Below are 23,176 nucleotides of genomic sequence, written 5' to 3'. Positions count from 1 at the left end.
GCGTGACACCACCGCCAGAGTGATTAGGCTCCACGAATGAATGGTCCTGCCGAGATGCTCGCCGCCGACAAGGCCTCCACCGCCCTGGGCATCAAGCCCGTCGAGCTCCGCGACGGGTACGCGGCGCTGCGGATGACGGTCGCGGAGAACATGATCAACGGCCACGGCATCGCGCACGGCGGTTACGTGTTCCTGCTGGCGGACAGCGCGTTCGCCTGCGCCTGCAACAGGGCCGGGTCCGTCACCGTCGCCGCCACGGCCGAGATCGACTTCATCCGGCCCGTGCACGAGGGCGACGAGCTGGTGGCGGAGGCGGTGGAACGGACCCGGTTCGGCCGCAGCGGGATCTACGACATCACGGTCAGGCGAGGGACCGAGATCGTGGCTGAGTTCCGCGGTCGCTCGCGGACCCTTCGCGCCTGAGGCCGAGGAACTGCAGGACCGCGAAGCCGAGCACCGCGAGTCCCTGGGCCAGCACGAGCGCGACGCCGATGCCGGTGAGCGGGAACCACGCCAGTTCCGCGGTCAGAATGCTGTCGGCGGCCCAGACCAGGTTGCCGATGATGACCAGCAGCACGATTCGGCGGTCAGGGGTGGCGCGGGTTCCCAAGAAGAACACGCCCATGCCGTAGAGCACGCAGAAAGAACCGAGTCCGATCTGCCAGCCCACCGGCATTCCGACTTCCGGGCGAATCAGCAGGGTCAGCAGACCCAGCGCGAACGAAGCGACACCGTCGAGTTTCAAGGCGAATTTCAACATGGCCCGACGATCGCCCGGTCAACGCTGCCAAAGCCACGTCATGTACTGCCAACTCCTGCCATCAGGTCGGCCGCGACCAGGCGTGCTGCGGCGTTCTGCCAGTTGTGCAGCGTCCGTTCCGGCACCTGTGTCACGAACCACTGCAGGGCGCGGCGATCCTCGGCGTCGAGGTCCTCGCGTTTGGTCCGGACCGAATACGGCCGAATTCCCTTGACGTAGTAGAAGTACACGGCGTTGTAGTAACGCCATTCATCACTCGTGCCGAAATCGCCGTCCACAGGCTTGAGCCGTTGAATGCTCGCGAGCAGCATGCTTTTCAACTGCGCGGCCCGGTCGAGCGGCGGGCCGTCGTCGGTCAGCGCGATCAACGGGCTGGCGACGAGCTTTCCGAGATCGCCGTAGTGACTGAGCGCCTTGCGGGTGAGGCGGGCGAACTCCGCGGCGTCCTCGGTCACCAGCGGCCGGCGTTTGGGCAACGCCTCGGCGGCGTCGCGGAGTTCGGCGCGTTCCGCCGCTACGGACGGCACGGCGAGACGGTCGACCACGGACGCGAGCGGGTTCGCGAGCACCTGGACCGCGATCGCCGCCGCCACGGTCGTGAAGACGAGGAGGTCCGGTCCGCCGAAGAAGATCACCTGCGATCCGAACAGCACCGCGGTGAAGGCCGAGATGACCAACGACCGCAGCATGTCCGCGCGGATCGCCTCGCCCTCCTCGACCGCGTCCGTGACAGCGACGAGGACGCCGAAGACCACCACGTCGATCCCGAGCGACGGCAACGTGATCGCGTCGGGCAGCAGTCCCAGCAGAAACGCACCTGCCGATAGCCCGAACATCACTCCAACGAGTGAAAAGTAAGCACGTTTTCTTATGGCTAGGACCGTGGCCGCGGCCAGCGGAAGCAATACGACCCACGGTACGAAGAACGACGCGGCGAAGAAAGGCAGCAGCGCGAAGAGCCACCACCTGATCAACTCGGGACGGGCGAGCAACAGGACCGCACCCGTCCAGGCCAGCGCCGGCACCGCGAGGAGCACGGGATTCGGCGCGACGACCGCCGCCGAATAGCCGATCATCCCCGCGCCGGCCCACCACAACAGCGGCTTGCGGGGGTCGCGGGCGAGCAGGTACAGACCCAGCCACCAGGCGAGCCCGGAGACCAGCAGCGATAGGCCGAACACGGGTCAAAGCTAGCCCTACCTGCAAAACTAATCTTCATGCCGGTAGAGCTGACGCTCCACAAAGCGGCCGAGGAGTTGCAAAGAGGCGACCTCGCCAGCGTGCTGCGCGCACGTCAGCGCGTCGCCGGACTCGTGGGCACCTACCCGCAGCGGCTTGACCTGCGTGAACGCCTCGCCGAGGTCTACCGCGTACTCGGCCAGCCGGCTCAGGCAGGTCGCTGGACCTACCTCTCCGAAGATCGGAACCCCGACGAGCTCTTGGCCTTCGAACGCGCCTACCGCCGCGCGGACACCCGTCTGGTCGCGCTCTCATGGCAGGGCCGCGTCGACGAGGCCCCGACCGAGACGGCCCGCACCCGCCTCGCGTCGCTGTACCAGGAGGCGCGGGTCGAGCTCCAGCACGACCTGGACGCCACCCCGAGCGAGGAGACGTCCTGGGGCGCCTGCCTGATCGTCATGGCCGGCGGCACGTTCGTCCTGGTGTGTTTCCTGCTGGGCATCGTGACTCTCGTGCAGTTCTTGTGGAAGCTGGTCTCATGAGAACGTTGTCGCAGTACGTCCGCCGCACCCCGATCATGCGCGTGTCAGCCGACGGGCGACCGCTCGTGTTCAAACTGGAGCACCTGCAGCTCACCGGCTCGTTCAAGCTCCGCGGCGCGGTCAACACGCTGCTGTCGCTGAACGTCTCCGAGGTCGTCACCGCGTCGGGCGGCAACCACGGCATCGCCGTGGCCCAGGCCGCGCAACTGCTCGGCGCGCACGCCACCGTGTTCGTCCCGGTGACCGCGCCCGAGACCAAGACGCGGCGCATCGAAGCGTTGGGCGCCAAGCTGATCCGCCACGGCAACACTTACGCGGAAGCCGCCGCGGCCGCCCGCGAGCTCGATCTGCCCTACATCGAGGCGTACAACTCGCTTCCCGTCATCGAAGGCCAGTCCACGGTCACCCAGGAGATCGTCGAAGACGCCCCGGACGTCGACACGATCTTCGTCGCGGTCGGCGGCGGCGGACTCGTCGCGGGCGCTGCCATGGCCTCGGGCGGGCGTCACATCGTCGCCGTGGAACCCGAGAACTGCTGCGCCATGCACAACGCGCTGGCCGCCGGCGAACCCGTCGACTCGGTGGTGGACTCCATCGCCGCGGACGCGCTCGGCGCCACGCGCGCAGGCTCGCTGTCGCTGGAAATCCTGCAACAGCACCACGTTTCCTCAGCCCTGGTCACCGACGAGGAGATCCTCGCGGCACGTGACCGGTTGTGGGAGGAGTTCCGGATCGCGGTCGAACCGGCGGGCGCGGCGGCGTTCGCGGCGTTCCTCAGGGGCGACGTGTCGAGTGAGCTGCCCTGCGTGCTCCTGTGCGGAGCGAACTCGGAGTGGCGTCCCAGCTAGCCCGGCGGAACCGGCGCGCCCCCAGCCGGCGCAACGGCGACACGACCCACACCGGCATGTCGTCGCGACGGGCCTGAGCGCTCAGCTTCCGCCGGTCCGCAGGACTGACGAAGCACCGAAACGCGCTCCGAGCCCGCGCGGCGAGGTCGAACTCCGTGTCAATGAACGTCACGCAGCGAACGCTAGTGGCGCGACCCGGACGTTGGCGAGGCAATTCACGCTCAGCAGGGCGCCTCGCGGCACCGCCCCCACGCCCCCATACGACTCCGGTATGAGGACGTGGGGGCGGCACCACGATGCACCCGTCTGACCGCGAATTCACCCGGCAACGTTCCGGGCCACGCCACTAGTAGAGCGTCGCGGCTTAGCTGTGCTGCGTTGAGTCGCGCACGGGGCTGGGCGGCCTGGTCGGTCGTTACCGAAGCCCGGATGGTCGCGCGCTCACGCACGTCGCCGCCGAGTTGGCGGCAGAAAACTGCCGGCGCAAACGTTTGCTGATCACCCCAACTACCGCCAACCGCGCAGGTGACAGCCATGAGAGCGCGATCTTCATGATCGAAAATCAGCAACCTGCCGCCATCGCTATCCCAAGAGATAGCCGCGACGCTCTACTAGATCCGCTTTCCCGGCCCTACAAGCGATTTAGCTCGTGGCGTCGATGGTGGCGCTGGCCAGGACGATGTCGCCCGCCGCGTCCTCGCGGTAGATCGCCACGGCCTGGCCGGGCGCGACGCCCTTCAGCGGTTCGCGCAACTGCACCCGCAGCACGCCGTCGACCAGTTCGGCGACAGCCGGAGCCGTGCCACCGTGCGCACGCACCTGCGCGACGCACTCGACAGGCCCGTCGAGCTCGACGTGCGCGACCGGCGACGAAGCGGAAATCCCCGTCACCGCGAGCTTTTCGACCGCGCCGACCCGCACGTTGCCCGACACCGGCTCCAGCGCCAGCACGTACCGCGGGCGGCCGTCGGCGGCGGGACCGTCGATCCCGAGCCCCTTGCGCTGTCCCACGGTGAACTCGTGCACGCCCGCGTGGCGGCCCAGCACCGCACCGGTCGCGTCGTCGATCAGCAGGCCCGGCTTGGTCTCCATGCGGCCCGCCAGGAACTTCTGGGTGTCGCCGTCCGGGATGAAGCAGATGTCGTGGCTGTCCGGCTTCTTCGCGACCGACAGCCCGCGCGACGCCGCCTCGACGCGCACGTCGTCCTTCGTCGTGTCGCCCAGCGGGAACATCGCGTGCGCGAGCTGGTCCGCGGTCAGCGAGGCCAGCACGTACGACTGGTCCTTGCCCAGGTCGGCGGAACGACGCAGCTCGGGACGGCCGCCGACCATCTCCAGGCGCGCGTAGTGGCCGGTGCAGACGGCGTCGAAGCCGAGGGCGATCGCCTTGTCCAGCAGCGCCTCGAACTTGATCCGCTCGTTGCAGCGCAGGCACGGGTTCGGCGTGCGACCGGCCGCGTACTCCGCGACGAAGTCCTCGACGACCTCTTCGGTGAAGCGCTCGGCGAAGTCCCAGACGTAGAAGGGGATGCCCATCAGGTCGGCCGCGCGACGGGCGTCGTGGGCGTCTTCGACGGTGCAGCAGCCACGAGCGCCGGTGCGCAGTGTGCCGGGCTTCGCCGACAACGCCAGGTGCACGCCCGTCACGTCGTGTCCCGCTTCGACGGCGCGCGCCGCCGCCACCGCGGAATCGACACCACCGCTCATCGCCGCGAGGACCTTCACTGCTTGACCACCTTCCGGGAACGCCTCATGCCTGCCAGGCCCGCCGTGCGGGCCCTCTCCACCACCGGTCCGATGACCGACACCAGTTTTTCCACGTCCGCCTGCGTCGACGTGTGCCCGAGCGAGAAGCGCAGGGAGCCGCGCGCCAGCGCCGGTTCGACGCTCATCGCGAGCAACACGTGGCTCGGTTGTGCGACGCCGGCCGTGCACGCGGAGCCCGTCGAGCACTCGACACCGCGGGCGTCGAGCAGCATCAGCAGGCTGTCGCCCTCGCAGCCGGGGAACGTCAGGTGCGCGTTGCCCGGCAGGCGGTCGACCGGGTCGCCGTTCACGATCACGTCCGGCACCACCACGCGCACCGATGCGATCAGCTCGTCCCGCAGCGCCGCGATCTCGACGGCTCGGGAAGCCTGTTCCTCGACCGAGATCCGCACCGCACGAGCCAGGCCGACGATCGACGGCACGTCGAGGGTGCCGGACCGCACGTCGCGTTCCTGACCGCCGCCGTGCATCAACGGCGTGCACTTCACGTCCCGCGCCAGCAGCAGCACGCCCACGCCGTACGGCCCACCGACCTTGTGGCCGGTCATGGTCAGCGCGGAGGCGCCGGACGCGGCGAAATCGACCGGGACCGCGCCCACGGCCTGCACCGCGTCCGTGTGGAACGGCACACCGCGTGCGGCGCACACGGCAGCGATCTCGTGCACGGGGTTGATGGTGCCGACCTCGTTGTTCGCCCACATCGTGGTGACGAGCGCGACGTCGTCGGAAGCGTCCAGTGCCTCGGCCACCGACTCCGGCGACACGCGCCCGAAGCGGTCGGTGGGCAGCCAGGTGACCTCGGCGCCCTGCTGCTCCAGCCACTCGACGGCGTCCAGCACGGCGTGGTGCTCCACGGCCGAGGCCAGCACGCGACGACGACCACTGGCCCAGTAGATGCCCTTGACCGCGAGGTTGTCGCTCTCCGTGCCGCCGCCGGTGAACAGCACCTCGGACGGCCGGGCGCCCAGGGCGTCGGCGATGTTCTCGCGGGCTTCCTCGATCGCCCGCCGCGCCCGCCTGCCGGAGGTGTGCAGCGACGAGGCGTTGCCCGTGGTGGACAACGCCTCGGTCATGGCCGCGACCGCCTGCGGGTGCATGGGCGTCGTGGCCGCGTGGTCGAGATAAGCCATCAGGCCTTCAGGGTAGCCCGCATGCGGGGCCCGGTCAGAATCGCTCCCACCACCGCCAACGCCGCCATCGACAGGTTGAGCACCACCACGCCCGAGGTCGGCGCCGTCGCCAGCACGAGCACACCGCCGAGTCCGATCATGGCCCCGGAGAAGAGCATGTCCGAGATCTGCAGTGCAGCGGAGTTGAAACCCCGGTCGGCCTCGGGTGACGCGGCCATCATCAGCACGCCGACGCTGGACGTCGCGATGCCCATGCCCGCACCCGCCACGGCCCAGAAGACCAGCGTCAGGTAGGCGGGCCCCCAAGTGGGTGCGATGAGCGTCACGGCCGCGATACCGGTCGCGGAGAGCAGGAACCCGGCGCGGACGAGCGTGTGGCGCTCGATCTCGGGATGCCGCGACGCCCACATCGACGCGCTCGCCCAGCCGAGCGCGCTCAGCGTGAGCGGAATGCCCGCCTCCAGGGGCGAGTAGCCGTGCACGACGGTCAGCGTCAGCGGGATGAAGCCCTCCACCGCGAAGAACGTGCCCGCGAGCAGGCCGCGCGCCAGGATCGTGACCGGGAGGCCGCGCCGGGCGAGGAGCGTGCCCTTGGGGAGCAGGATGCGCAGTGCGGGCGCGAGCAGCAGCAACGCGACCACGAGCATCCACCAGGTGCGGTGCTGCAGTGACCAGCTCAGACCCGCCACGCCAAGACCGACCGCCACGGCAGCGACAGGCAGGTACTTGCGTTGCGACGGCGTGTCAGCGTGCGGCGGAAGCTTCTTGAGCACGGGAACGAGCAGCACACTGCCGATGAGCACCAACGGCACGATGCCGACGAACACCAGCCGCCACGTGAGGTGCTCGGTCGCCCAGCCCGCGACCGCCGGCCCCACCATCGACGGCACCACCCAGGCCGCGGACAGCGCGCCGAACACGGCGGGCCGGTCGTCCTCGGGGTAGACGAGCGCGATCAGCACGTAGATCGCGACGATCAGGAAGCCCACGCCCAAGCCCTGCAGCACCCGGCCGGCGAGCAGCACCGTCATGTTCTCGGCGATGCCCGCGACCACGAGCCCGGCGAGGAACAGGACCACGCCGATCAGGATCGCGGGCTTGGGTCCCCTGCGGTCCGAGAGCCGTCCGGAGAAGACCGTGGCCATCACGCTCGCCGCGAGGTTCGCGAGGAAAGGCCACGCGTACAGCGCCTCGCCTTCCAGCTCGCGGACCATGGTGGGCATCGCGGTGCCGACGCCCATCGCCTCGAAGGCGAAGAGGGTGACCAGCAGGAGGATGCCCGTCGTGGGCCAGCGGCGTTCAGGCGACCAGAGGCGAGACGGGACGGGCGCGGTGAGAGTCACCTGTAGATGGTGCAATCTCCAGCTCGGTCGAGGTCAAGCGGATTGATTGCTCTTCGGCAAGTTTCGCTAGTTCGCGGCGGGTTCCGGCGCGTCCGGGAGCGATCTCGTCCAGCACGTGGACCTCGACGACCAGATCGCGGGCCTTGATCACGCGGCGGATCGAGTCGATCAGCGTGTCGCTGCCGACGAACGCGGGCTGCGTCGTCAGGTGGCCGCCGATCCGGTAGCGCAGCACGATCGGCCGCACCGGCACGCCGGCGTCGAGCGCGGCCTGGAACAGCGCCGGCTTGTAGTGCCCGGAGGCGAGCCCGCACCACGTCGTGCCCTCGGCGTGGATGGCGACCGCGCTGCCGTTGCGCAGGGTCGTGGCCAGCTCGTTCACGGTCTGCGGCAGCTCGCGCAGCTTCTCGCGGTCGAGGTAGACCGTGCCCACCGCGGTGATGATCGGGCCGAGCACGGGCCAGCTCTTGATGTCCTTCTTGGCGACGATCCTGACGGGCTGCACCGAGTCGATCGCGAGCTCGTCGAGCCACGACACGTGGTTGCTCGCGACGAGCACACCGCGCTTCGGGATCTCCTGGAACCTCCGGGCGCCGTGCACTTCCAGCCGCACGCCGAACGCGCGGAGGATGGCGTGGAACCACAGCCGGACAACGCTTTCACGCTGCCTGCCCGGCAGGAACAGCGCCAGGGCGATCCACGCGCCGCACAGGATCGCGGTGATCGCCGTGACCGCGCGCCAGGTCTGCCGGAGCTTGCCGACCTCACCGGGCGCACTGGCTACGCACCCGTCACCGCACGGCGACGCGGGCATCCAGGCGTGGCTCATGACGTCTCCCCCAGGAAGAACTTCAGGTAGCGCTGATCCACGTGGTCCATGCCGAGCAGGATGAAGAGGTCGGCGACGCCGAAGTCCGCGTCGAGCGCGGGCCGTCCGCAGATCTTGGCGCCGAGCCGCAGGTAGCCCTTGAGCAGCGGCGGCAGCACGGTCTTGTCCGGCCGCGCGATCGCATCGACGTCCCACGGGTTGTGCGGCGTGACGCGGTACTGCTCGGGCGCGTAGTGCTTGGCGTGCACGGTGTCCCAGACACCGGCCGCGAGGCTGCCACCGTCCTGCAGCGGGATCGACGCGCACCCGACGAGCCACTTGTGCCCGCTGAGCAGCATGTACCGCGCGATACCGGCCCACACGAGGCTCACGACGGCACCGTTGCGGTGGTCGGGGTGCACGCACGAGCGTCCGGTCTCGACCGTGGAGCTCCGGATGTCGTCGAGGTTGGTCAGGTCGAACTCGCCGTCGCCGTAGAGCCGCCCGGCCTCCTTGGCGCGCTCCGGCGGCAGCATCCGGTACCCGCCGACGATCTCGCCGGTGCGGTCGTCGCGCACCACGAGGTGGTCGCAGTACTCGTCGAACTCGTCGACGTCGTGGCCGGGCACGCCGGTGTGCAGCGTCGCCCCCATCTCACCGGCGAACACCTCGTAGCGCAGTCTCTGCGCGGCGACGACCTCGTCGCTGTCACGGGCGACGAGGAGGGAGTAGCGGGGTGCGTCCCCGTCCTGCTGGACGGGGGTGCTGACAAGCAGTTCCGGCTGCGTCATGCGAACCAGGGTGAAGCCGGGTTGGCGAATTACAGCAGGTCAGAACGATGACCGGTCAATGGCAGTCGGGTTAACCCACGGTGGTCTGCTCCACCAGGTCCTCGCTCAACGGCAGCGCCACCGGGTCAGGCCGTGTCACCGAACTGACGCACCGGGCCCGGAATCGTCAGGACACCCGTGCAGCGCCTAGACCACTGCTGAGCGGGTGGGGTCGAGCAGGTCGGCGTCGTTCTCCTCGATGAGGTGCTCGAGCGCGTGCCCGCCGTGTTCCCGCGCGAACGCCGCCTCGCTCGCGGTGATCGCCAGCAGCCAGTAGATGCTGACGCCGACGCCGTCCGCGTGGACCTTCTCGAACTCGTCGCCGAACAGGAACGGCGTGCTCACCAGGAAGTGGTCGCAGGTGGACCCGGCGAGCCACGGCCTCCCGATGTTGATCACTTTGCCGAGCCGGACGCGGAACCTCTCGTCGGCGTGGAACGCGGCGACCATGGCCAGGTTCTCCACCGCCTCCTCCGCTTCCCGCGGTGTGAGCGACAGGAACTCCAGCCGGTGCTCGCCTGGCACCGGTACCCGCCACGCCCCGATCGAGGAGTACAACCACGCCTTGCCCTCCTCCTCCGGCGCGATCTCCAGCACCGCGAACTCCGGGATGGCCTCAACGATCTTGCCGCGATCCCAGGTCCTCAGACGTGCCCCGCGATCAGGCCAGAAGCCCTGCACGTGGTCCCTGATCGCTGAGCCGACTGCGTCGATCACAAGCCGAACCCTTCTCATTGGAACATCAGAAAACCTGCTACAACTCGCCGCGCCGCATCATCCGGTCCAGGTGCCGGACGAGGTGGAGTTCCTTGCGCACCAGCCTTCTGCGCTCGTCCGGGGCGAGACCGGCCAGCGGATCGGGCAGGACCGTGCCGCGATCCACATGCACCGTGTACGTCGCGAAGGTGCGGCAGTCCGAGCACCACCTGAGCAGGAAGGTCCGCTCGTAGCCGCTGTCTTCCGGTGGGTGGAACCTGCGGAGGAACTCGTGGAGTTCACTGCTGCAGTCCGTCGCCTGACGCGAACGGCCGCCCCACCGAGGTGGGACGGCCGTTCATGAGCTCGAGTGCTCAGCCCTTGCGCTTCTTGACGTCCTCGGTCAGCTGCGGAGCGACGTTGAACAGGTCGCCCACGACACCGAAGTCGGCGATCTCGAAGATCGGCGCCTCGGGGTCCTTGTTGACCGCGACGATCGTCTTCGAGGTCTGCATGCCCGCGCGGTGCTGGATGGCACCGGAGATGCCCAGCGCCACGTACAGCTGCGGCGAGACCGTCTTACCGGTCTGGCCCACCTGGAACTGGTGCGGGTAGTAGCCCGAGTCGACGGCGGCGCGCGAGGCACCGACGGCGGCACCGAGCGAGTCGGCGAGCTCCTCGACGACGGAGAACTTCTCGGCCGAGCCGACACCGCGACCACCGGAGACGACGACCGAGGCCTCGGTCAGCTCCGGGCGGTCGCCGCCGACGACGGCTTCACGCGACGTGATGCGGGCGGACTTGGCGGTGTCCACGGAGATGGAGACCGACTCGTCCAGCACGGCGTCCGCGGCGGACTCCTCGGACTCCACGCCGCCGGGGCGGACGGTGATGACCGGGGTGCCCTTGCTGACCTTCGCCTTGACGACGAACGCGCCACCGAAGATGGACTGCACGCCGGTGCCGTCGGCCTCGACGTCCACGACGTCGACCAGCCAGCCGGAGTCGATGCGCGCGGCGAGACGGCCCGCGACCTCCTTGCCCTCGATCGTCGCGGAGACGAGCACCGCGGACGCGTTCGGGACGAGTGCGGCCAGCGCGTCGACCTTCGGGGTCGTGAGGAAGCCTGCGGCGTCGTCGGACTCGACGGCGTAGACCTTCGCGGCGCCGTACTTGCCCAGCGACTCGCGGATCTTCGACGCGGTGCCGGGAGCGCCCACGACCACTGCGGCCGGGGTACCCAGGCGGCGCGCGGCCGTCAGCAGCTCGTAGCTGACCTTCTTGACCTCGCCGTCGACGTGGTCGACCAGAACCAGAACTTCAGACATGACTTCCCCTCCCTCAGATGAGCTTCTGGCCGACGAGGAACTCGGCGATCTTGGATCCGCCGTCGCCACCGTCCTCGACGCGCTGACCCGCGCTGCGCGGCGGCTTCGGGGAAGCCTCCTGCACCTGGGTGTACGCGCCGGACAGGCCGACCTCGGACGCGTCGATGCCCAGGTCCGCCACGGTGAGCGTGGAGACGGGCTTCTTCTTCGCGGCCATGATGCCCTTGAAGGACGGGTAACGCGGCTCGTTGATCTTCTCGGTCACGGAGACCACGGCCGGGAGCGAGGCCTCGAGGAACGCGACGCCCTCGTCGGTCTCGCGCTCGCCCTTGATCGTGGTGCCCTCGACGGTGACCTTGCGCAGCTGGGTGACCTGCGGCAGACCGAGCAGCTCGGCGAGGATGGCCGGCACGGCGCCCGCGCGGCCGTCGGTGGCCTCGTTGCCCGCGATGACCAGGTCGACGTTCTCGACCGTGCCGATCGCCTTCGCGAGGACCTTCGCCGTCGCCAGCACGTCCGAGCCGTGCAGCGCCTCGTCGCTCACGTGGATCGCCTTGTCCGCACCCATCGACAGCGCCTTGCGAATGGCGTCGGTGGCGCGGTCGGGACCCATCGCGATCACGGTTACCTCGCCGCCGTGGGCTTCCTGCAGCTGCAGAGCCTCTTCGACAGCCCGCTCGTTGATCTCGTCGAGCACGGCATCCGCGGATTCGCGGTCAAGGGTGTGGTCGGCGTCGGTGAGCTTGCGCTCGGACCAGGTGTCAGGCACCTGCTTGACCAGGACAACAATGTTCATAGGTCCTCTTCGACCTCCTGCGGACGGGCGGCGACGCTTGCGCGGAGGACTTTAGAACTGCGCCGCCGGGTGTTCACGACCCTGCCATCACCCGGATGTTACCCGCCAGTAGCAGCCCCGCAAACAGCAGCAAGCACCCCGCTAGCGTGACAGTTGTCACCCGTTGACGCCACCAACTGAGACCTAACCCATTCAGGGGACTAGGCTGCGCGGACATGTACCGGCGAGTAGCGATCGTGACAGACTCCACCGCTTGTCTCCCGGCGCAGCTGACTGATCAACTCGGCATCGAAGTGGTGCAGATCCAGGTGCGGATCGGCGACCACACGGACGACGAGTCCCGCATCCCCGTTCCCGACCTGGTCTCGGCCATGCGTTCGAACGTGCCCGTCGCGACGATTCCGCCGGACCCCGGCGCGTTCTTCTGGACGTACAACGAACTGGCCGCGCAGGGCGTTCGCTCGATCGTGTCCGTGCACGTGTCGAGCCGCCAGTCCGCGACCGTGGAGGCCGCCAGGGAAGCCGCCGGCAAGGTCCGCGTGCCCGTGCACGTCGTGGACACGCACACCTGCGGGATGAGCATCGGCTACGCCGTCCAGGCCGCCGCGAAGGTGGCCGAGGCGGGTGGCAGCGTGGAGAAGGTGCTCGCGACCGCGCAGCGCCGTTTCGACAGGTCCACCGAGCTGATCTACGTCGACACCCTCGAGTACCTGCGCCGCGGTGGCCGCATCGGTGCCGCCGCCGCACTGGTCGGCGGCGTGCTGTCGATGAAGCCGCTGCTGACCATGGCCGACGGCCAGATCACGCCGCTGGACAAGGTGATCGGCGCGGACCGCGCGCTCAACCGGATGCTGGACATCGCGATCAAGCGCGCGGGCACCGACACCGTGGACGTCGCCGTGGAGCACTTCGACGCCGAGGAGAAGGCGTCGCGGCTGTTGCGCAAGCTCCGGCGCAGCGTGCCCAACGTCCGCCAGTTCATGCTGACGCAGGTCAGCTCGGCCATCGGCGCCCACGTGGGCCCCGGCGCGCTGGGGATCACCGTTTCGCCGGTCTGACCGCCGGGAACTCCGGAAGCGGTTTCGTCCGTTGAAATGGACGTAACGGACACCTGGAGGACCGATGGCCGGCTTCATGGACAAGATCACCAGGTTCCTGCGCAGTCCGCAGGGCCACAAGCTGCAAGCGAAGGCACGGCAGATGGCGCAAGACCCGCGCAAGCGCGCACAGGCCGAACAGCTGCTGCGCAAGCTTCGCGGCAAGAAGCACTAATTCTTGAAGAGCGCGTTGAGATCGCCGTAAGCGATGCCGTTCTCAACGCTGCTGTACGTGCCCTTGGTCAGCATCTCCTCCGCTGCCCGCCTGGCGACGGCGTAGGCGGCCTCGGCCACCGCAGAGCCGAGGCTGACCCGCGCCACGCCCGCCTTCGCGAACTCGTCGACGGCGGGCGCGCCGGGCCCCACGAGAACGTTGAGCGGCGCGGCGATTCCCTTCGCCAGCTCCGCAACGGTCTCCAGATCGGTCACACCCGGCACGAAGATGCCGCTCGCCCCGGCCTCGAGGAACTTCGCGGCGCGTTCCAGCGTCCGCTCGAGCCTCGTGGCCGGGTCACCGACACCACGCAGGAACGTGTCGACGCGCGCGTTGATGTACAGCTCCGGCCCGGCCTCGTGCGCCGCCGCATACCGCTCGGACTGCTCCGCGACGTCGCGCTGACCCGCACCGAGCCCGTCCTCGATGTTGACCCCGGACGCCCCCGCCTCGGCGACCGCGCGCACCGTTTCGCCCACCTCGCCGGCCGTGGCACCGAACCCGGTCTCGATGTCCGCGCTCACCGGAATCCCCACGGCGGCAACGATCCTGGCCACGAGATCGACCGCCCGGTCCCGCGCGATGTGGTCGCCGTCGGCAGCGCCGAGGCTCCACGCCACACCCGCACTCGTGGTGGCGACGGCGGTCGCGCCGGCGGCCTCGACGACGAGGGCGGAGGCGACGTCCCAGGCGTTGGGGAGGGCGAGCGGGCCGGGCTGGTGCAGCGCGTGGAAGAGCTTCGTTCGATCAGAGGCGGAAGTCATGATCGATTGATATCAGCAGGCACCGGTGGAAGTCCGGCGAAAATCGGACAGGTACCGGCGACTTTCCGACATTCCCGCCGGGGTGCCGCGCTAGTTGCTGCCTGCCTTGCGGCGCACCTCTTCGAACGTCCGCAGGTAGCGCTGGCGGAAGTCCTCCCGCTCGACCCACGTCGTGTGCTCGGCGGGCTGGGGGGAGGCGGGTGGGGGCAGCGCGGTCCGCACGACAGGGCTTGGGACCTGCTCCGGCTCGGTCTCCTCCACGGACGCGTCGAGGGGAGCCTCGGCAAGCGCCTCGGTTTCCGGCTCCGCGAGTTCGACGTGTCCCACGGGTTCGGCCGGCTTCGTAGGCTCAACGGGCTTCGTGGGCTTCGTGGGCTTCGCGATGGTCTCAGGACTGTCGGTGCTCGGCGCTACGGTTGATTCGGGGGCTTCGAAATCCCCCATGGGGGGAACGAGGTCCCCATCCCGATCATATCGAGCAGCACCGACAGTTTCGGGCTCTGCGAGCTCTCCGGGCTCCGCCCCCAGCGCGGACTCGATCACCGGCGCGGCCTTCGCGACCGGCTCGAAATCGGGCACCGGCGTCAGCTCGACCACCTGCTCGGGCTTGGTCACCGACGCGAGCTCGACCGGCCGCTCGGGTTCAGCGGCGAGCGCGCGCTTCAACACCGACGCGCGCTTCGCCACCGGCTCGAGCTTCGACACGCGCTCGGATTCGGCGACCAGCTCGGGCTTCCCCACCGGCTCGGCCAGAGCCGCCAGCGCCGGTTCCATCTGCGGCAGCCCCATGACGGGATTGCGGTGGATCGGCCGCGAGTCGTACTCGTCGTCCACCGGCTCGACGGCGATGGGCTTCTCCACCCACGTCCGCTCGTCCGGCGCCTCCGCAGGGGCAGGCACTTGGGAGTCGGCGTCCTCGCGACGCCGCACCAGCACGTACATGAGGGCCGCCCCCAACGTGAAGGACAGCACGCACAGCCCGAAGACGATCCCGACTGCCCCTGCCATTGCGAAGGCTCCTAGCTGACGAGGACGTCGATCTGAGGACCGAAATCCGTGGGCGGGCCCCACACGGGGTCCACGATCACGCGAGTGGCGACGACCTTGTCCACGCCCTGCTCGGCCAGGTACTGCCGCAGCAGGCCGGCTCGCTCCATCGCGAGCACGTCACAGCGGTGCGATGCCGTCTCGCCGTTCCACGCGTGCGCCACCAACGTCACCGAGCCGGTGGCGTTGCGCAGCACGCCGGCCAGCGACCGCCGCACGTCCTCACCACGTCCTGCCAGCGACGCGGTGCCCGGCGCGAACGTGATGCCCTTGACGGCGTGCGCCGAGAACAGGTCGCGCACCGCCTGCTGCGCGACCGCGGCGGACAGGAGGACCGGTGCCGGAGGCTCCATTCGCAGCGGTGCGACGAAGTCGGTGACCGGTACCGGGCCCGCGAGGACGGCCGGCACCGCGGGCGACGACGACAGCGCCGTCTCCAGCTCGTCGCCGTACACGGAGAACCCGAACGCCGTCACCGACGCGGGCACCATCAGCGCACCGACCACGAGCGGAACCCAGCGCTTCACGACGCGGCGACCTGTTCGGGGATGTGCATCGGGGCGACGCGGTCAGCGGCCACGGACAGGGCCGCGCGGGCCGCGGAGAGTTGCGAGTGGACGACGCGCTTGAGCTCGTGCAGCTCGTCGGTGCGGTCGGCGACCTCGGCCAGCCGGCGTTGCGCCTCACGGCACGCCATCTTCACCATGAACTCCGAGCGTGCCCTGGCCAGCGCCTCCTGCTCCTGCAGGTGTTGTGCGGCCTCGTTGCGGCGCCGGGTCATCGTGAGTTCGAAGAACTGCTGGGCCTTCTCGCGCTTGCGTTCGGAGTCGGCCTCCAGCGAGTTGCACTGAAGAGCGGTCTCCCGCAGCAGCATGTCCGCGTCGGTCTGCGCCTGGGCGACCGCCTCCGCGCACTCTCGCTCCACCTCGTCGGCGCGCTGGCGGTGCTGGGCTTCGAGGTCGGCGCAGCGGCGTTCCATCTCCAGCTCGCGGCGTTCCATGGCGGCCGCGCGGGTGGCGCAGTCCTGACGTGAGGCGTAGAGCTCGGACTCGGCCTCCGCACGCATGGCGGCGGACTCGCGCTCGGCCTCGGCACGCAGCGCGGCCACCTCGACGTCGGTGCGCGCACGAAGATCGGCGCACTCGCGTTCGGCCTGCAGGTGCATCTCCGCCGTCTCGTCCTCGGCGAGGCGGAGCATGCGGTGCATTCGTTCGGTGGCGCTGGCGTGCGTGCCCGAGGTGGATTCGAGGCGTTCGATCCTGGCGCGGGCGTCCTCCAGGTCCTGGCGCGTCATTTCCAGCAGCTTGCGCAAATCCGCTGCCTGCGCCAGCGCCTCGGCCCTGTCGAGGCTCGTGAAGCGCAGCTGCTCCTCGAGATTCTCGATGTGCTCGATGACCTGACGTCGGTGAAAACCTCGGTAGACAACGTCAAAACCGGCGTGCAGCGGAACTAGTTCCTGCTCTTTTGCACCCATGGTCACCTACTCACTCAACCGGGCTGAAGATTGTGCGAGCTTACCCACTGCCGGTGGGGCCAACCAGCGTCGAAAGTGGACGGACGGCCATGATGTAACACTTGGAATAATGCCTTTTTCCTGGGAAAACGCGTCGTCCCTAGATCAACACCAAACACCGGCCAGTCACCCGATTGTGTCAAGTAGGACGCCTTTCCGGGGTGTTCACTCCGTGCGTTCGCCGTACACGGAAAGCAACCGTCCAGGCCCAGATCACACGAATTGCCAACCATCGGTCGTGGCTACTTCGATCACGCTTCGTTAACCTCCTCGTTCGTGTCCTCACGAGTAGCCGTCGTCACCGACTCGACCGCGTCACTCCCGGCCCGGTTGGCGGATCGGTTCAACATCATCACGGTCCCGATGCAGCTCAAGATCGGGTCGGAGCTGATCGACGAGGCGTACGTGCCGACCGACAGGCTGCTGCAGGCGATGGAGGCGCAGATCCCGATCACGACGCAGCCGCCGGCGCCGGACGCGTTCTTCTGGGCCTACCAGGACGCGTGGGCGAAGGGCGCGGAGACGATCGTCTCGGTGCACGTGACGCCGAAGCTCTCCCCCGCGACGGACGCGGCGAAGGCGGCCGCGGCCAAGTCGCGCGTGCCGGTGTTCATCGTGGACTCGCACTCGTCGGGGATGACGCTCGGGTTCGCGGCGCTCGCGGCCGCGCGCATCGTGCAGAGCGGCGGCAACGTCCAGAACGCGCGCAGCGTCGCCGAGCAGCGCGGGCGCGACGCGAACGTGCTGATCTACGTCGACACCCTCCACTACCTGCGCCAGGCCGGCCGGGTCAGCGCGGCGGCCAAGCTCTTCGGCGACGCGCTCTCGGTGAAGCCGCTGCTCACGGTCGTGAACGGCGAGGTGGAGCCGTTCGACAAGGTCGTCGGCCGCGATCGGGCGCTGGCGAAGCTCGTGGACAAGGCCGTGGCGCTCGCCTACGGACGCAACGTGGACCTCGCGGTCGAGCACTTCGCGGCCGAGAAGGAGGGCCACGAGCTGCTCCAGATGCTGCAGAAGCGGATCCCGCACGCCCGCGACATCGTCCTGACGCAGGTCAGCGCGGCGATCGGCGCGAACGTGGGGCCGGGCGCGCTGGCCGTCACGGTCTCGCCGTTCTGATCAGAGGTCCGCGACTTCCTCCGCGAGGAGCAGCCCCGGATCGAACCCCATGGGCGTGAGGTGCCCGGCGAGCTCGAGCGAGAGCACGCCCTGCAGACGGGTCCAGAAGGACAGGGCGCGGTGCACGGTCGGCGGCGACGCCGGCAGAGCACCCGCCCACCCGCCGTTCAGGCCCAGCACGACGTCGAACGGGGACCGCGGCTGCTCGTCCGGCGAGCCGCCGCAGACCTCCAGCAGCACCACCAGGATCTCGTCGGAGATCGCGGTGATGTCGTCGGGCGCGTGGTAGCCGGGCACGGGCGTGCCGTAGATGAGCAGGTACCTGTGCGGGTCGCTCAGCGCCCACTCCCGGATGACCGCGGCGAGCCCCACGACGGTGGTGCCCGCCTGGTGGGCGGCGCGGACGGTGTCCGCGAGGCTGCGGTAGGCGTCCCGGATGAGCGCGGTGATCAGCTCGTCGCGACCGGCGAAGTACCGGTAGAGCGCGGGCCCGCTCATGCCCATCTCTTTGGCGATGGCATTGAGTGACAACGCTGTCACCCCGGCCGTGGCGATCTGCTCCCACGCGTGCCGTTTGACCTCGTCGCGCACCTGGGCCCGGTAGCGCTCGCGAGGGTTCCGCCCCGCATCGGTAACAGACTCCGTCGCCATGGTTAGACCCTCTCACATTCGTTATTGACAGTCACGGCTGCGACGGCCTAGCTTCGGCATGTCACAACAGTTAGAGCATCTAACTTCAGCTACTACCACTAACGAACGAGGGAGACCGTCATGACGACGACCACCACCAACACCGCTCACCCGTCGAAGTCGGCCCTGGTCGCGGCCTGGGCCGCGCCGGTGATGGTCATCGGCCAGTTCGGCCTGCTGTCCGGGATTCCGATCGCCGTCGTGCTCGTCGCGAGCCTGCGCGACCGCCGGTCGCGGGTGCTCCGCTGGTGGACGGGAGCGCTCACGCTCGCCTACGCCATCCCGTTGACGATGTGGCTCGCCGGTCCAAGCGAGGCCCCCAGCCTGTCGAAGTACATGAGCCCCGCGATGACCGCGGCCCTCGCCGCGACCGGTGTCGTCACCGCCATCGCGCACCAGGTAGTTCGCAGGCGGTCTACTCACAAGTAACCTGGCGGGCGTGACCCTCCCCCTGACCGGCGAACGCACCGTGCCCGGTATCGCGGAAGAGAACTACTGGTTCCGGCGGCACGAGGCGGCGTATCTGCACCTCATCGGCCACTGCGCGGACGCCGTCGTGCTGGAGGCGGGCTGCGGCGAGGGCTACGGCGCGCAGCTGATCCGCACGGTCGCGCGCCGGGTGATCGCCCTCGACTACGACGAGCTGACCTCGCGGCACGTGGCTCAGGCGTACCCGCAGCTCGACGTGCTGCGCGGCAACCTCGCGACCCTGCCGTTGCGTGACGGCAGCGTCGACGTCGTGGCGAACCTGCAGGTCATCGAGCACCTGTGGGACCAGGAGGGGTTCCTGGCGGAGTGCCGGCGGGTGCTGCGCCCCGGCGGGAAGCTCATCGTGACGACGCCGAACAGGCTGACGTTCTCGCCCGGCCAGGACACGCCGCTGAACCCGTTCCACACCAGAGAACTCGCACCGTCCGAACTGGACGAGATGCTGCGTGACGCTGGTTTCCGCGTTGACGAACTGACGGGACTGCGTCACGGACGAAGGCTTGACACGCTCCTGAACGGACAGATCATCGACGCACAGGTCGAAGTCGCGCTGTCCGGTGCGCCGTGGCCGGCCGAGCTCAAGGAGGCTGTGGAGTCGGTGACGGTGCGGGACTTCGACATCACCCCTGACGACATGGACGGCTGCCTCGACCTCGTGGCCGTGGCGGTGCGCGCGTGACCACAGGAGCTTCGGAAGGCACGTTCTGCCTCGTCCTGCACAGCCACCTGCCCTGGCTCGCGCACCACGGCGCGTGGCCGGTCGGCGAGGAGTGGCTCTACCAGGCGTGGGCGCACTCGTACCTGCCCGTCGTGGACATGCTGCGGCGCTTCGCCGACGAGGGCCGTTCCGACGTGCTGACGCTCGGCGTCACCCCGGTCCTGGCCGCGCAACTGGACGACCCGTACTGCCTGCGGGGCATGCACGACTGGCTCGGCAACTGGCACCTGCGCTCGCACCTCGCCGGGGAACGGCTGCGCGAGCTGTCCGCGTACGAGCACCGCGCGTCCTCCTGGGCGCTCGAGAAGTTCGAAAGCCAGTGGCGGCACGGGTTCTCGCCCGTCCTGAGGTCCCTTGTGGACTCCTCGACGATCGAGCTGCTCGGCGGACCCGCCACGCACCCCTTCCAGCCGTTGCTGGACCCGCGGGTCCGGGCCTTCGCGCTGCGGACCGGTCTGGACGACACCGCGCTGCGCGTCGGCCGTGCGCCGGAGGGGATCTGGGCGCCGGAGTGCGGTTACTCGCCCGGCATGGAGGCGGGCTACGCGGCGGCGGGCGTGCGGCGGTTCCTGGTCGACGGGCCCGCGCTGCACGGCGACACGTCGTCCGCGCACCCCGTCGGGTCGTCGGACGTGCTGGCGTTCGGGCGCGATCTGGAGGTCTCGTACCGCGTCTGGTCGCCGAAGGTCGGCTATCCGGGCGATGCCGCGTACCGGGATTTTCACACCTACGACCACCCGACGGGCCTCAAGCCGTCGCGCGTGACCGGCAAGAACGTGGCGCCGGAGGACAAGCGGCCGTACGACCCGTTGCTGGCGCGTGAGGCTCTCGACCGGCACGTGGCCGATTTCGTGGAGACGGTCGTGCGGCGACTGCGGGCGATCGACGGCGGGCTCGTCGTGGCGGCCTACGACACCGAGCTGTACGGGCACTGGTGGCACGAGGGTCCGTTGTGGCTGGAGGGCGTGTTGCGCGCGTTGCCGGAGGCGGGCGTGCGCGTGACGACGTTGCGGGGCGCCGTCGAGGCCGGGCACGTGGGTGCGCCGGTCGAGCTGCCGGCGTCGTCGTGGGGCAGCGGCAAGGACTGGCGCGTGTGGGACGGCGCGCAGGTGTCGGACATCGTGTCGCTGAACGAGTCGGTGCAGAAGGAACTGCTGGGGCTGGACTTCTCCTCCGGCGTGCGGAACCCGGTGCTGGACCAGGCGGTGCGCGAGGCGCTGCTGGCGTTGTCGAGCGACTGGGCCTTCATGGTCACCAAGGACTCGGCCGCCGACTACGCCCGCTACCGCGCGAAGATTCACAGCGATCGCTTCAGCGAGCTCGCGTCGTTGGCACGAAGCGGTCGCGGACTGGGCAGAGCAACGGAGCTCCGCGCGGCGGACGGCCCGTTCGGGCATCTGGACGCGCGAGGAATGGGGTAACGGGATGCGCGTGCTGATGTTGTCGTGGGAGTACCCGCCGGTGGTCGTCGGCGGGCTGGGCAGGCACGTCCACGCGCTCGCGACACAGCTGGCCGCGCAGGGGCACGACGTCGTCGTGCTGTGCCGCCAGCCCTCCGGCACCGACGCGATCACCCACCCCACCGTGGACGTGGTGAGCGAGGGCGTGCGGCTGATCCGCGTCGCCGAGGACCCCGCGCACTTCGTGTTCGAGAAGGACCTGCTGGCCTGGACGCTCGCGATGGGGCACGCGATGACGCGCGCGGGGCTGGCGCTGGGCTCGTGGCGCCCCGACGTCGTGCACGCGCACGACTGGCTCGTCACGCATCCGGCCGTCGCGCTGGCGGAGGCCTTCGGCGTGCCGCTGGTCGCGACGATCCACGCGACCGAGGCGGGCCGGCACTCGGGCTGGCTGTCGCACCCGCTGAACCAGCAGGTGCACTCGGTGGAGTGGTGGCTGGCGAACCGCGCCGACTCGCTGATCACCTGCTCGTCGGCGATGCGCGCCGAGGTCGGGCATCTGTTCGAAGTGGACACCGCCGAGGTCTCCGTGCTGCACAACGGCATCGAACCGGGCGGCTGGAAGGTGCGAGCGAAGGACGTCGGCGCCGCCCGCCGCACGTACTCGCCGCACAGTGATCCGCTGCTGCTCTTCTTCGGCCGGATCGAGTGGGAGAAGGGCATCCAGGACCTGATCGCCGCACTCCCCCGGATCCGCCGCTTCCACCGCGGCACGCGCGTGGTCGTGGCCGGCGGCGGGTCGCAGACCGAGTGGTTGCAGGACCAGGCGCGCAAACACCGCGTGCTGCGGGCCGTGGAGTTCGTCGGCCACCTCTCCGACAGGTCTCTGGCCGCGTTGCTCACCGCGGCCGACGCCGTCGTGCTCCCCTCCCGCTACGAACCTTTCGGCATCGTGGCCCTGGAGGCGGCGGCCGCCGGAACGCCCCTGGTCGCGTCGACCGCCGGCGGGCTCGGCGAGGTCGTGCTGGACGGGGTCACCGGACTGTCGTTCGCCCCCGGTGACGTGGACGGACTCACTCGCGCCGTGCGCGACGTGCTGTCCGACCCGGCCTCGGCCGCCACCCGTGCGCGCGCCGCCAAGGCACGTCTGGTCTCCGACTTCAACTGGGCCAAGATCGCCGCAGGCACGGCGTCGGTCTACGGGTCCGCCGTCGTGCGCGAGCCGCGCGTCCTCGGCCGACCCAAGATCGCGACGGGAAATCTGTTCACCTAGGTCCGCTACAGTCGCCGGTCCCGTGAACAGAAGGTGACCGAGGACTGAATGAAATACCAACGCTTCGTGGCACTCGGGGACAGCTGCGCCGAGGGCCTGGACGACCTGCTCCCCGACGGCCAGTACCGCGGCTGGGCGGACCGGGTCGCGTCCGCACTGGACGCGCCGGGCTTCCGCTACGCCAACCTGGCCGTGCGCGGCCGTCGCCTCGACCAGATGCTGGTGGAGCAGGTCCCGTCCGCCGCGGCGTTGGAGCCCGACCTGGTGGTGCTCTTCGGCGGCGGCAACGACGTGATGTCCAACGCGACCCAGGAGCAGATCGCGCAACGGGCAGACGCGATGGTGCGCGCCGTGACGTCGTTCGCGCCGACCGTCGCCGTGTTCACGTTGAGCGACATCTCGCACCGCATGCCGTTCGGCCGGCGCATGCGTCCACGCATCGAGACCTTGAACGCCGCCATGCGCACCGCGGCTTCCCGCTACGGCGCGATCCTGGTCGACGTGGAGGCCGACGAGTGCGTGCACGACTCACGCTACTTCGGCCCGGACCGCCTGCACCTGTCGTCGTTGGGGCACAGGCGGTTGGCCGGCCACGTGCTGTCGGCGCTCGGCATCCCGTTCGACGAGTCCTGGCTGGCGCCGCTGGAGGGCAAGGCCGCGTCCGCGTCGGTGCTGGACCACTGGCGGTGGCTGCGCGACCAGGTGCTGCCGGTCGCTTACTCGCGGACGCGCAACAAGCTCATCGGGCGGCAGCCGGGTGACGGTTTCGTGCCCAAGCGCCCGCAGCTCGCGCCGCTGACCTGGCCGCAGCGCGTCTCTCGCTGA

27 protein-coding genes are annotated in these 23,176 nt (G+C 69.5%); 11 read left to right on the top strand and 16 right to left on the bottom strand.

The genetic code is table 11. The annotated features are described in order from the left end of the window. The first annotated feature begins 36 nt into the window (after positions 1-36). Positions 37-423 carry a hydroxyphenylacetyl-CoA thioesterase PaaI gene (paaI, locus tag SK571_RS41845; protein ID WP_319989678.1) on the top strand — a complete coding sequence of 129 codons (387 nt, stop codon included), beginning with the start codon at positions 37-39 and terminating at the stop codon, positions 421-423. Here the strand turns inward: paaI and SK571_RS41840 are convergent. Together SK571_RS41840 and SK571_RS41835 are read right to left on the bottom strand one after the other, a co-directional pair. Next, the gene (locus SK571_RS41840) at positions 362-760 is read right to left on the bottom strand and encodes a hypothetical protein (RefSeq protein WP_319989677.1); all 399 of its coding nucleotides are present in this window, start codon (positions 758-760) and stop codon (positions 362-364) included. The two genes, paaI and SK571_RS41840, sit on opposite strands and share 62 nt — an antisense overlap. A 38-nt stretch (positions 761-798) precedes the next feature. After that, positions 799-1,941 carry a hypothetical protein gene (locus SK571_RS41835; RefSeq protein ID WP_319989676.1) on the bottom strand — a complete coding sequence of 381 codons (1,143 nt, stop codon included), beginning with the start codon at positions 1,939-1,941 and terminating at the stop codon, positions 799-801. 36 nt (positions 1,942-1,977) lie between these two features. Between SK571_RS41835 and SK571_RS41830 the strand changes: the two genes are divergently transcribed. Then, positions 1,978-2,481, top strand: coding sequence for a DUF6584 family protein (locus tag SK571_RS41830; protein ID WP_319989675.1), 504 nt, complete (start codon positions 1,978-1,980; stop codon positions 2,479-2,481). Further along, entirely contained in the window at positions 2,478-3,329 is an 852-nt protein-coding gene (locus SK571_RS41825) for a serine/threonine dehydratase (protein WP_319989674.1), read from the top strand. The genes SK571_RS41830 and SK571_RS41825 overlap by 4 nt, the downstream gene beginning before the upstream one ends. Before the next feature lie 642 nt (positions 3,330-3,971). Here SK571_RS41825 and mnmA read toward each other — a convergent pair. The 9 genes from mnmA to SK571_RS41780 form a co-directional block, all read right to left on the bottom strand. Then, positions 3,972-5,054, bottom strand: a complete 1,083-nt coding sequence (mnmA, locus tag SK571_RS41820; protein WP_319989673.1) for a tRNA 2-thiouridine(34) synthase MnmA — start codon at positions 5,052-5,054, stop codon at positions 3,972-3,974. Continuing rightward, a complete protein-coding gene (locus SK571_RS41815; protein WP_319989672.1) occupies positions 5,051-6,226 on the bottom strand; it encodes a cysteine desulfurase family protein in 1,176 nt (391 codons plus the stop codon). Before SK571_RS41815 ends, mnmA begins: the two co-directional genes overlap by 4 nt. Beyond that, positions 6,226-7,569 (bottom strand): MFS transporter, encoded by a 1,344-nt coding sequence (locus tag SK571_RS41810; protein ID WP_319989671.1) that lies wholly within the window; start codon positions 7,567-7,569, stop codon positions 6,226-6,228. Before SK571_RS41810 ends, SK571_RS41815 begins: the two co-directional genes overlap by 1 nt. Next, positions 7,526-8,398: a lysophospholipid acyltransferase family protein gene (locus SK571_RS41805; protein WP_319989670.1), complete on the bottom strand. Its 873-nt coding sequence runs from the start codon at positions 8,396-8,398 to the stop codon at positions 7,526-7,528. Before SK571_RS41805 ends, SK571_RS41810 begins: the two co-directional genes overlap by 44 nt. Continuing rightward, a complete protein-coding gene (locus SK571_RS41800) occupies positions 8,395-9,168 on the bottom strand; it encodes a GNAT family N-acetyltransferase (RefSeq protein ID WP_319989669.1) in 774 nt (257 codons plus the stop codon). Before SK571_RS41800 ends, SK571_RS41805 begins: the two co-directional genes overlap by 4 nt. A gap of 186 nt (positions 9,169-9,354) precedes the next feature. Further along, the gene (locus tag SK571_RS41795; RefSeq protein WP_319989668.1) at positions 9,355-9,924 is read right to left on the bottom strand and encodes a suppressor of fused domain protein; all 570 of its coding nucleotides are present in this window, start codon (positions 9,922-9,924) and stop codon (positions 9,355-9,357) included. Positions 9,925-9,961: 37 nt separating this feature from the next. Continuing rightward, positions 9,962-10,090 carry a hypothetical protein gene (locus SK571_RS41790; RefSeq protein WP_319989667.1) on the bottom strand — a complete coding sequence of 43 codons (129 nt, stop codon included), beginning with the start codon at positions 10,088-10,090 and terminating at the stop codon, positions 9,962-9,964. A gap of 187 nt (positions 10,091-10,277) precedes the next feature. Beyond that, the gene (locus tag SK571_RS41785) at positions 10,278-11,231 is read right to left on the bottom strand and encodes an electron transfer flavoprotein subunit alpha/FixB family protein (RefSeq protein WP_319989666.1); all 954 of its coding nucleotides are present in this window, start codon (positions 11,229-11,231) and stop codon (positions 10,278-10,280) included. Between the two features lie 13 nt (positions 11,232-11,244). After that, positions 11,245-12,027 (bottom strand): electron transfer flavoprotein subunit beta/FixA family protein, encoded by a 783-nt coding sequence (locus SK571_RS41780; protein ID WP_319989665.1) that lies wholly within the window; start codon positions 12,025-12,027, stop codon positions 11,245-11,247. A gap of 215 nt (positions 12,028-12,242) precedes the next feature. On the opposite strand from SK571_RS41780, the gene SK571_RS41775 reads away from it, so the two are divergent. Together SK571_RS41775 and SK571_RS41770 are read left to right on the top strand one after the other, a co-directional pair. Continuing rightward, on the top strand, positions 12,243-13,085 hold the full coding sequence (locus SK571_RS41775; protein ID WP_319989664.1) for a DegV family protein: 843 nt from the start codon (positions 12,243-12,245) through the stop codon (positions 13,083-13,085). A 64-nt stretch (positions 13,086-13,149) separates the two neighbouring features. Then, positions 13,150-13,299 (top strand): hypothetical protein, encoded by a 150-nt coding sequence (locus tag SK571_RS41770; protein ID WP_319989663.1) that lies wholly within the window; start codon positions 13,150-13,152, stop codon positions 13,297-13,299. Here the strand turns inward: SK571_RS41770 and SK571_RS41765 are convergent. From SK571_RS41765 to SK571_RS41750, 4 genes are all read right to left on the bottom strand, one after another. Next, on the bottom strand, positions 13,296-14,102 hold the full coding sequence (locus SK571_RS41765) for an isocitrate lyase/PEP mutase family protein (protein WP_319989662.1): 807 nt from the start codon (positions 14,100-14,102) through the stop codon (positions 13,296-13,298). The two genes, SK571_RS41770 and SK571_RS41765, sit on opposite strands and share 4 nt — an antisense overlap. A gap of 90 nt (positions 14,103-14,192) precedes the next feature. After that, a complete protein-coding gene (locus SK571_RS41760) occupies positions 14,193-15,110 on the bottom strand; it encodes a hypothetical protein (protein WP_319989661.1) in 918 nt (305 codons plus the stop codon). A gap of 11 nt (positions 15,111-15,121) precedes the next feature. Beyond that, complete coding sequence (locus SK571_RS41755; protein WP_319989660.1) at positions 15,122-15,676, bottom strand: hypothetical protein; 555 nt, start codon at positions 15,674-15,676, stop codon at positions 15,122-15,124. Further along, positions 15,673-16,623 (bottom strand): coiled-coil domain-containing protein, encoded by a 951-nt coding sequence (locus tag SK571_RS41750; RefSeq protein WP_319989659.1) that lies wholly within the window; start codon positions 16,621-16,623, stop codon positions 15,673-15,675. Before SK571_RS41750 ends, SK571_RS41755 begins: the two co-directional genes overlap by 4 nt. A 315-nt stretch (positions 16,624-16,938) precedes the next feature. On the opposite strand from SK571_RS41750, the gene SK571_RS41745 reads away from it, so the two are divergent. After that, positions 16,939-17,781 carry a DegV family protein gene (locus SK571_RS41745; RefSeq protein ID WP_319989657.1) on the top strand — a complete coding sequence of 281 codons (843 nt, stop codon included), beginning with the start codon at positions 16,939-16,941 and terminating at the stop codon, positions 17,779-17,781. Here SK571_RS41745 and SK571_RS41740 read toward each other — a convergent pair whose 3' ends face one another. After that, positions 17,782-18,432, bottom strand: coding sequence for a TetR/AcrR family transcriptional regulator (locus SK571_RS41740; protein WP_319989656.1), 651 nt, complete (start codon positions 18,430-18,432; stop codon positions 17,782-17,784). A gap of 120 nt (positions 18,433-18,552) precedes the next feature. Between SK571_RS41740 and SK571_RS41735 the strand changes: the two genes are divergently transcribed. The 5 genes from SK571_RS41735 to SK571_RS41715 are packed head-to-tail and all read left to right on the top strand — an operon-like array spanning position 18,553 to position 23,176. Then, positions 18,553-18,900 (top strand): hypothetical protein, encoded by a 348-nt coding sequence (locus SK571_RS41735; RefSeq protein WP_319989654.1) that lies wholly within the window; start codon positions 18,553-18,555, stop codon positions 18,898-18,900. A gap of 10 nt (positions 18,901-18,910) precedes the next feature. Continuing rightward, positions 18,911-19,639 (top strand): class I SAM-dependent methyltransferase, encoded by a 729-nt coding sequence (locus SK571_RS41730; RefSeq protein WP_319989652.1) that lies wholly within the window; start codon positions 18,911-18,913, stop codon positions 19,637-19,639. Further along, the gene (locus tag SK571_RS41725) at positions 19,636-21,099 is read left to right on the top strand and encodes a glycoside hydrolase family 57 protein (protein ID WP_319989651.1); all 1,464 of its coding nucleotides are present in this window, start codon (positions 19,636-19,638) and stop codon (positions 21,097-21,099) included. The genes SK571_RS41730 and SK571_RS41725 overlap by 4 nt, the downstream gene beginning before the upstream one ends. A gap of 4 nt (positions 21,100-21,103) precedes the next feature. Next, a complete protein-coding gene (locus SK571_RS41720; protein ID WP_319989650.1) occupies positions 21,104-22,351 on the top strand; it encodes a glycosyltransferase family 4 protein in 1,248 nt (415 codons plus the stop codon). 48 nt (positions 22,352-22,399) lie between these two features. Further along, positions 22,400-23,176: an SGNH/GDSL hydrolase family protein gene (locus SK571_RS41715; RefSeq protein ID WP_319989649.1), complete on the top strand. Its 777-nt coding sequence runs from the start codon at positions 22,400-22,402 to the stop codon at positions 23,174-23,176.

The sequence above is a fragment of the Lentzea kristufekii genome, assembly GCF_033949925.1.
Taxonomy (GTDB): domain Bacteria; phylum Actinomycetota; class Actinomycetes; order Mycobacteriales; family Pseudonocardiaceae; genus Lentzea; species Lentzea kristufekii.
The sequence above is the reverse complement of the archived record's forward strand: the minus strand, read 5'-3'. Positions and strand labels throughout refer to the sequence as shown.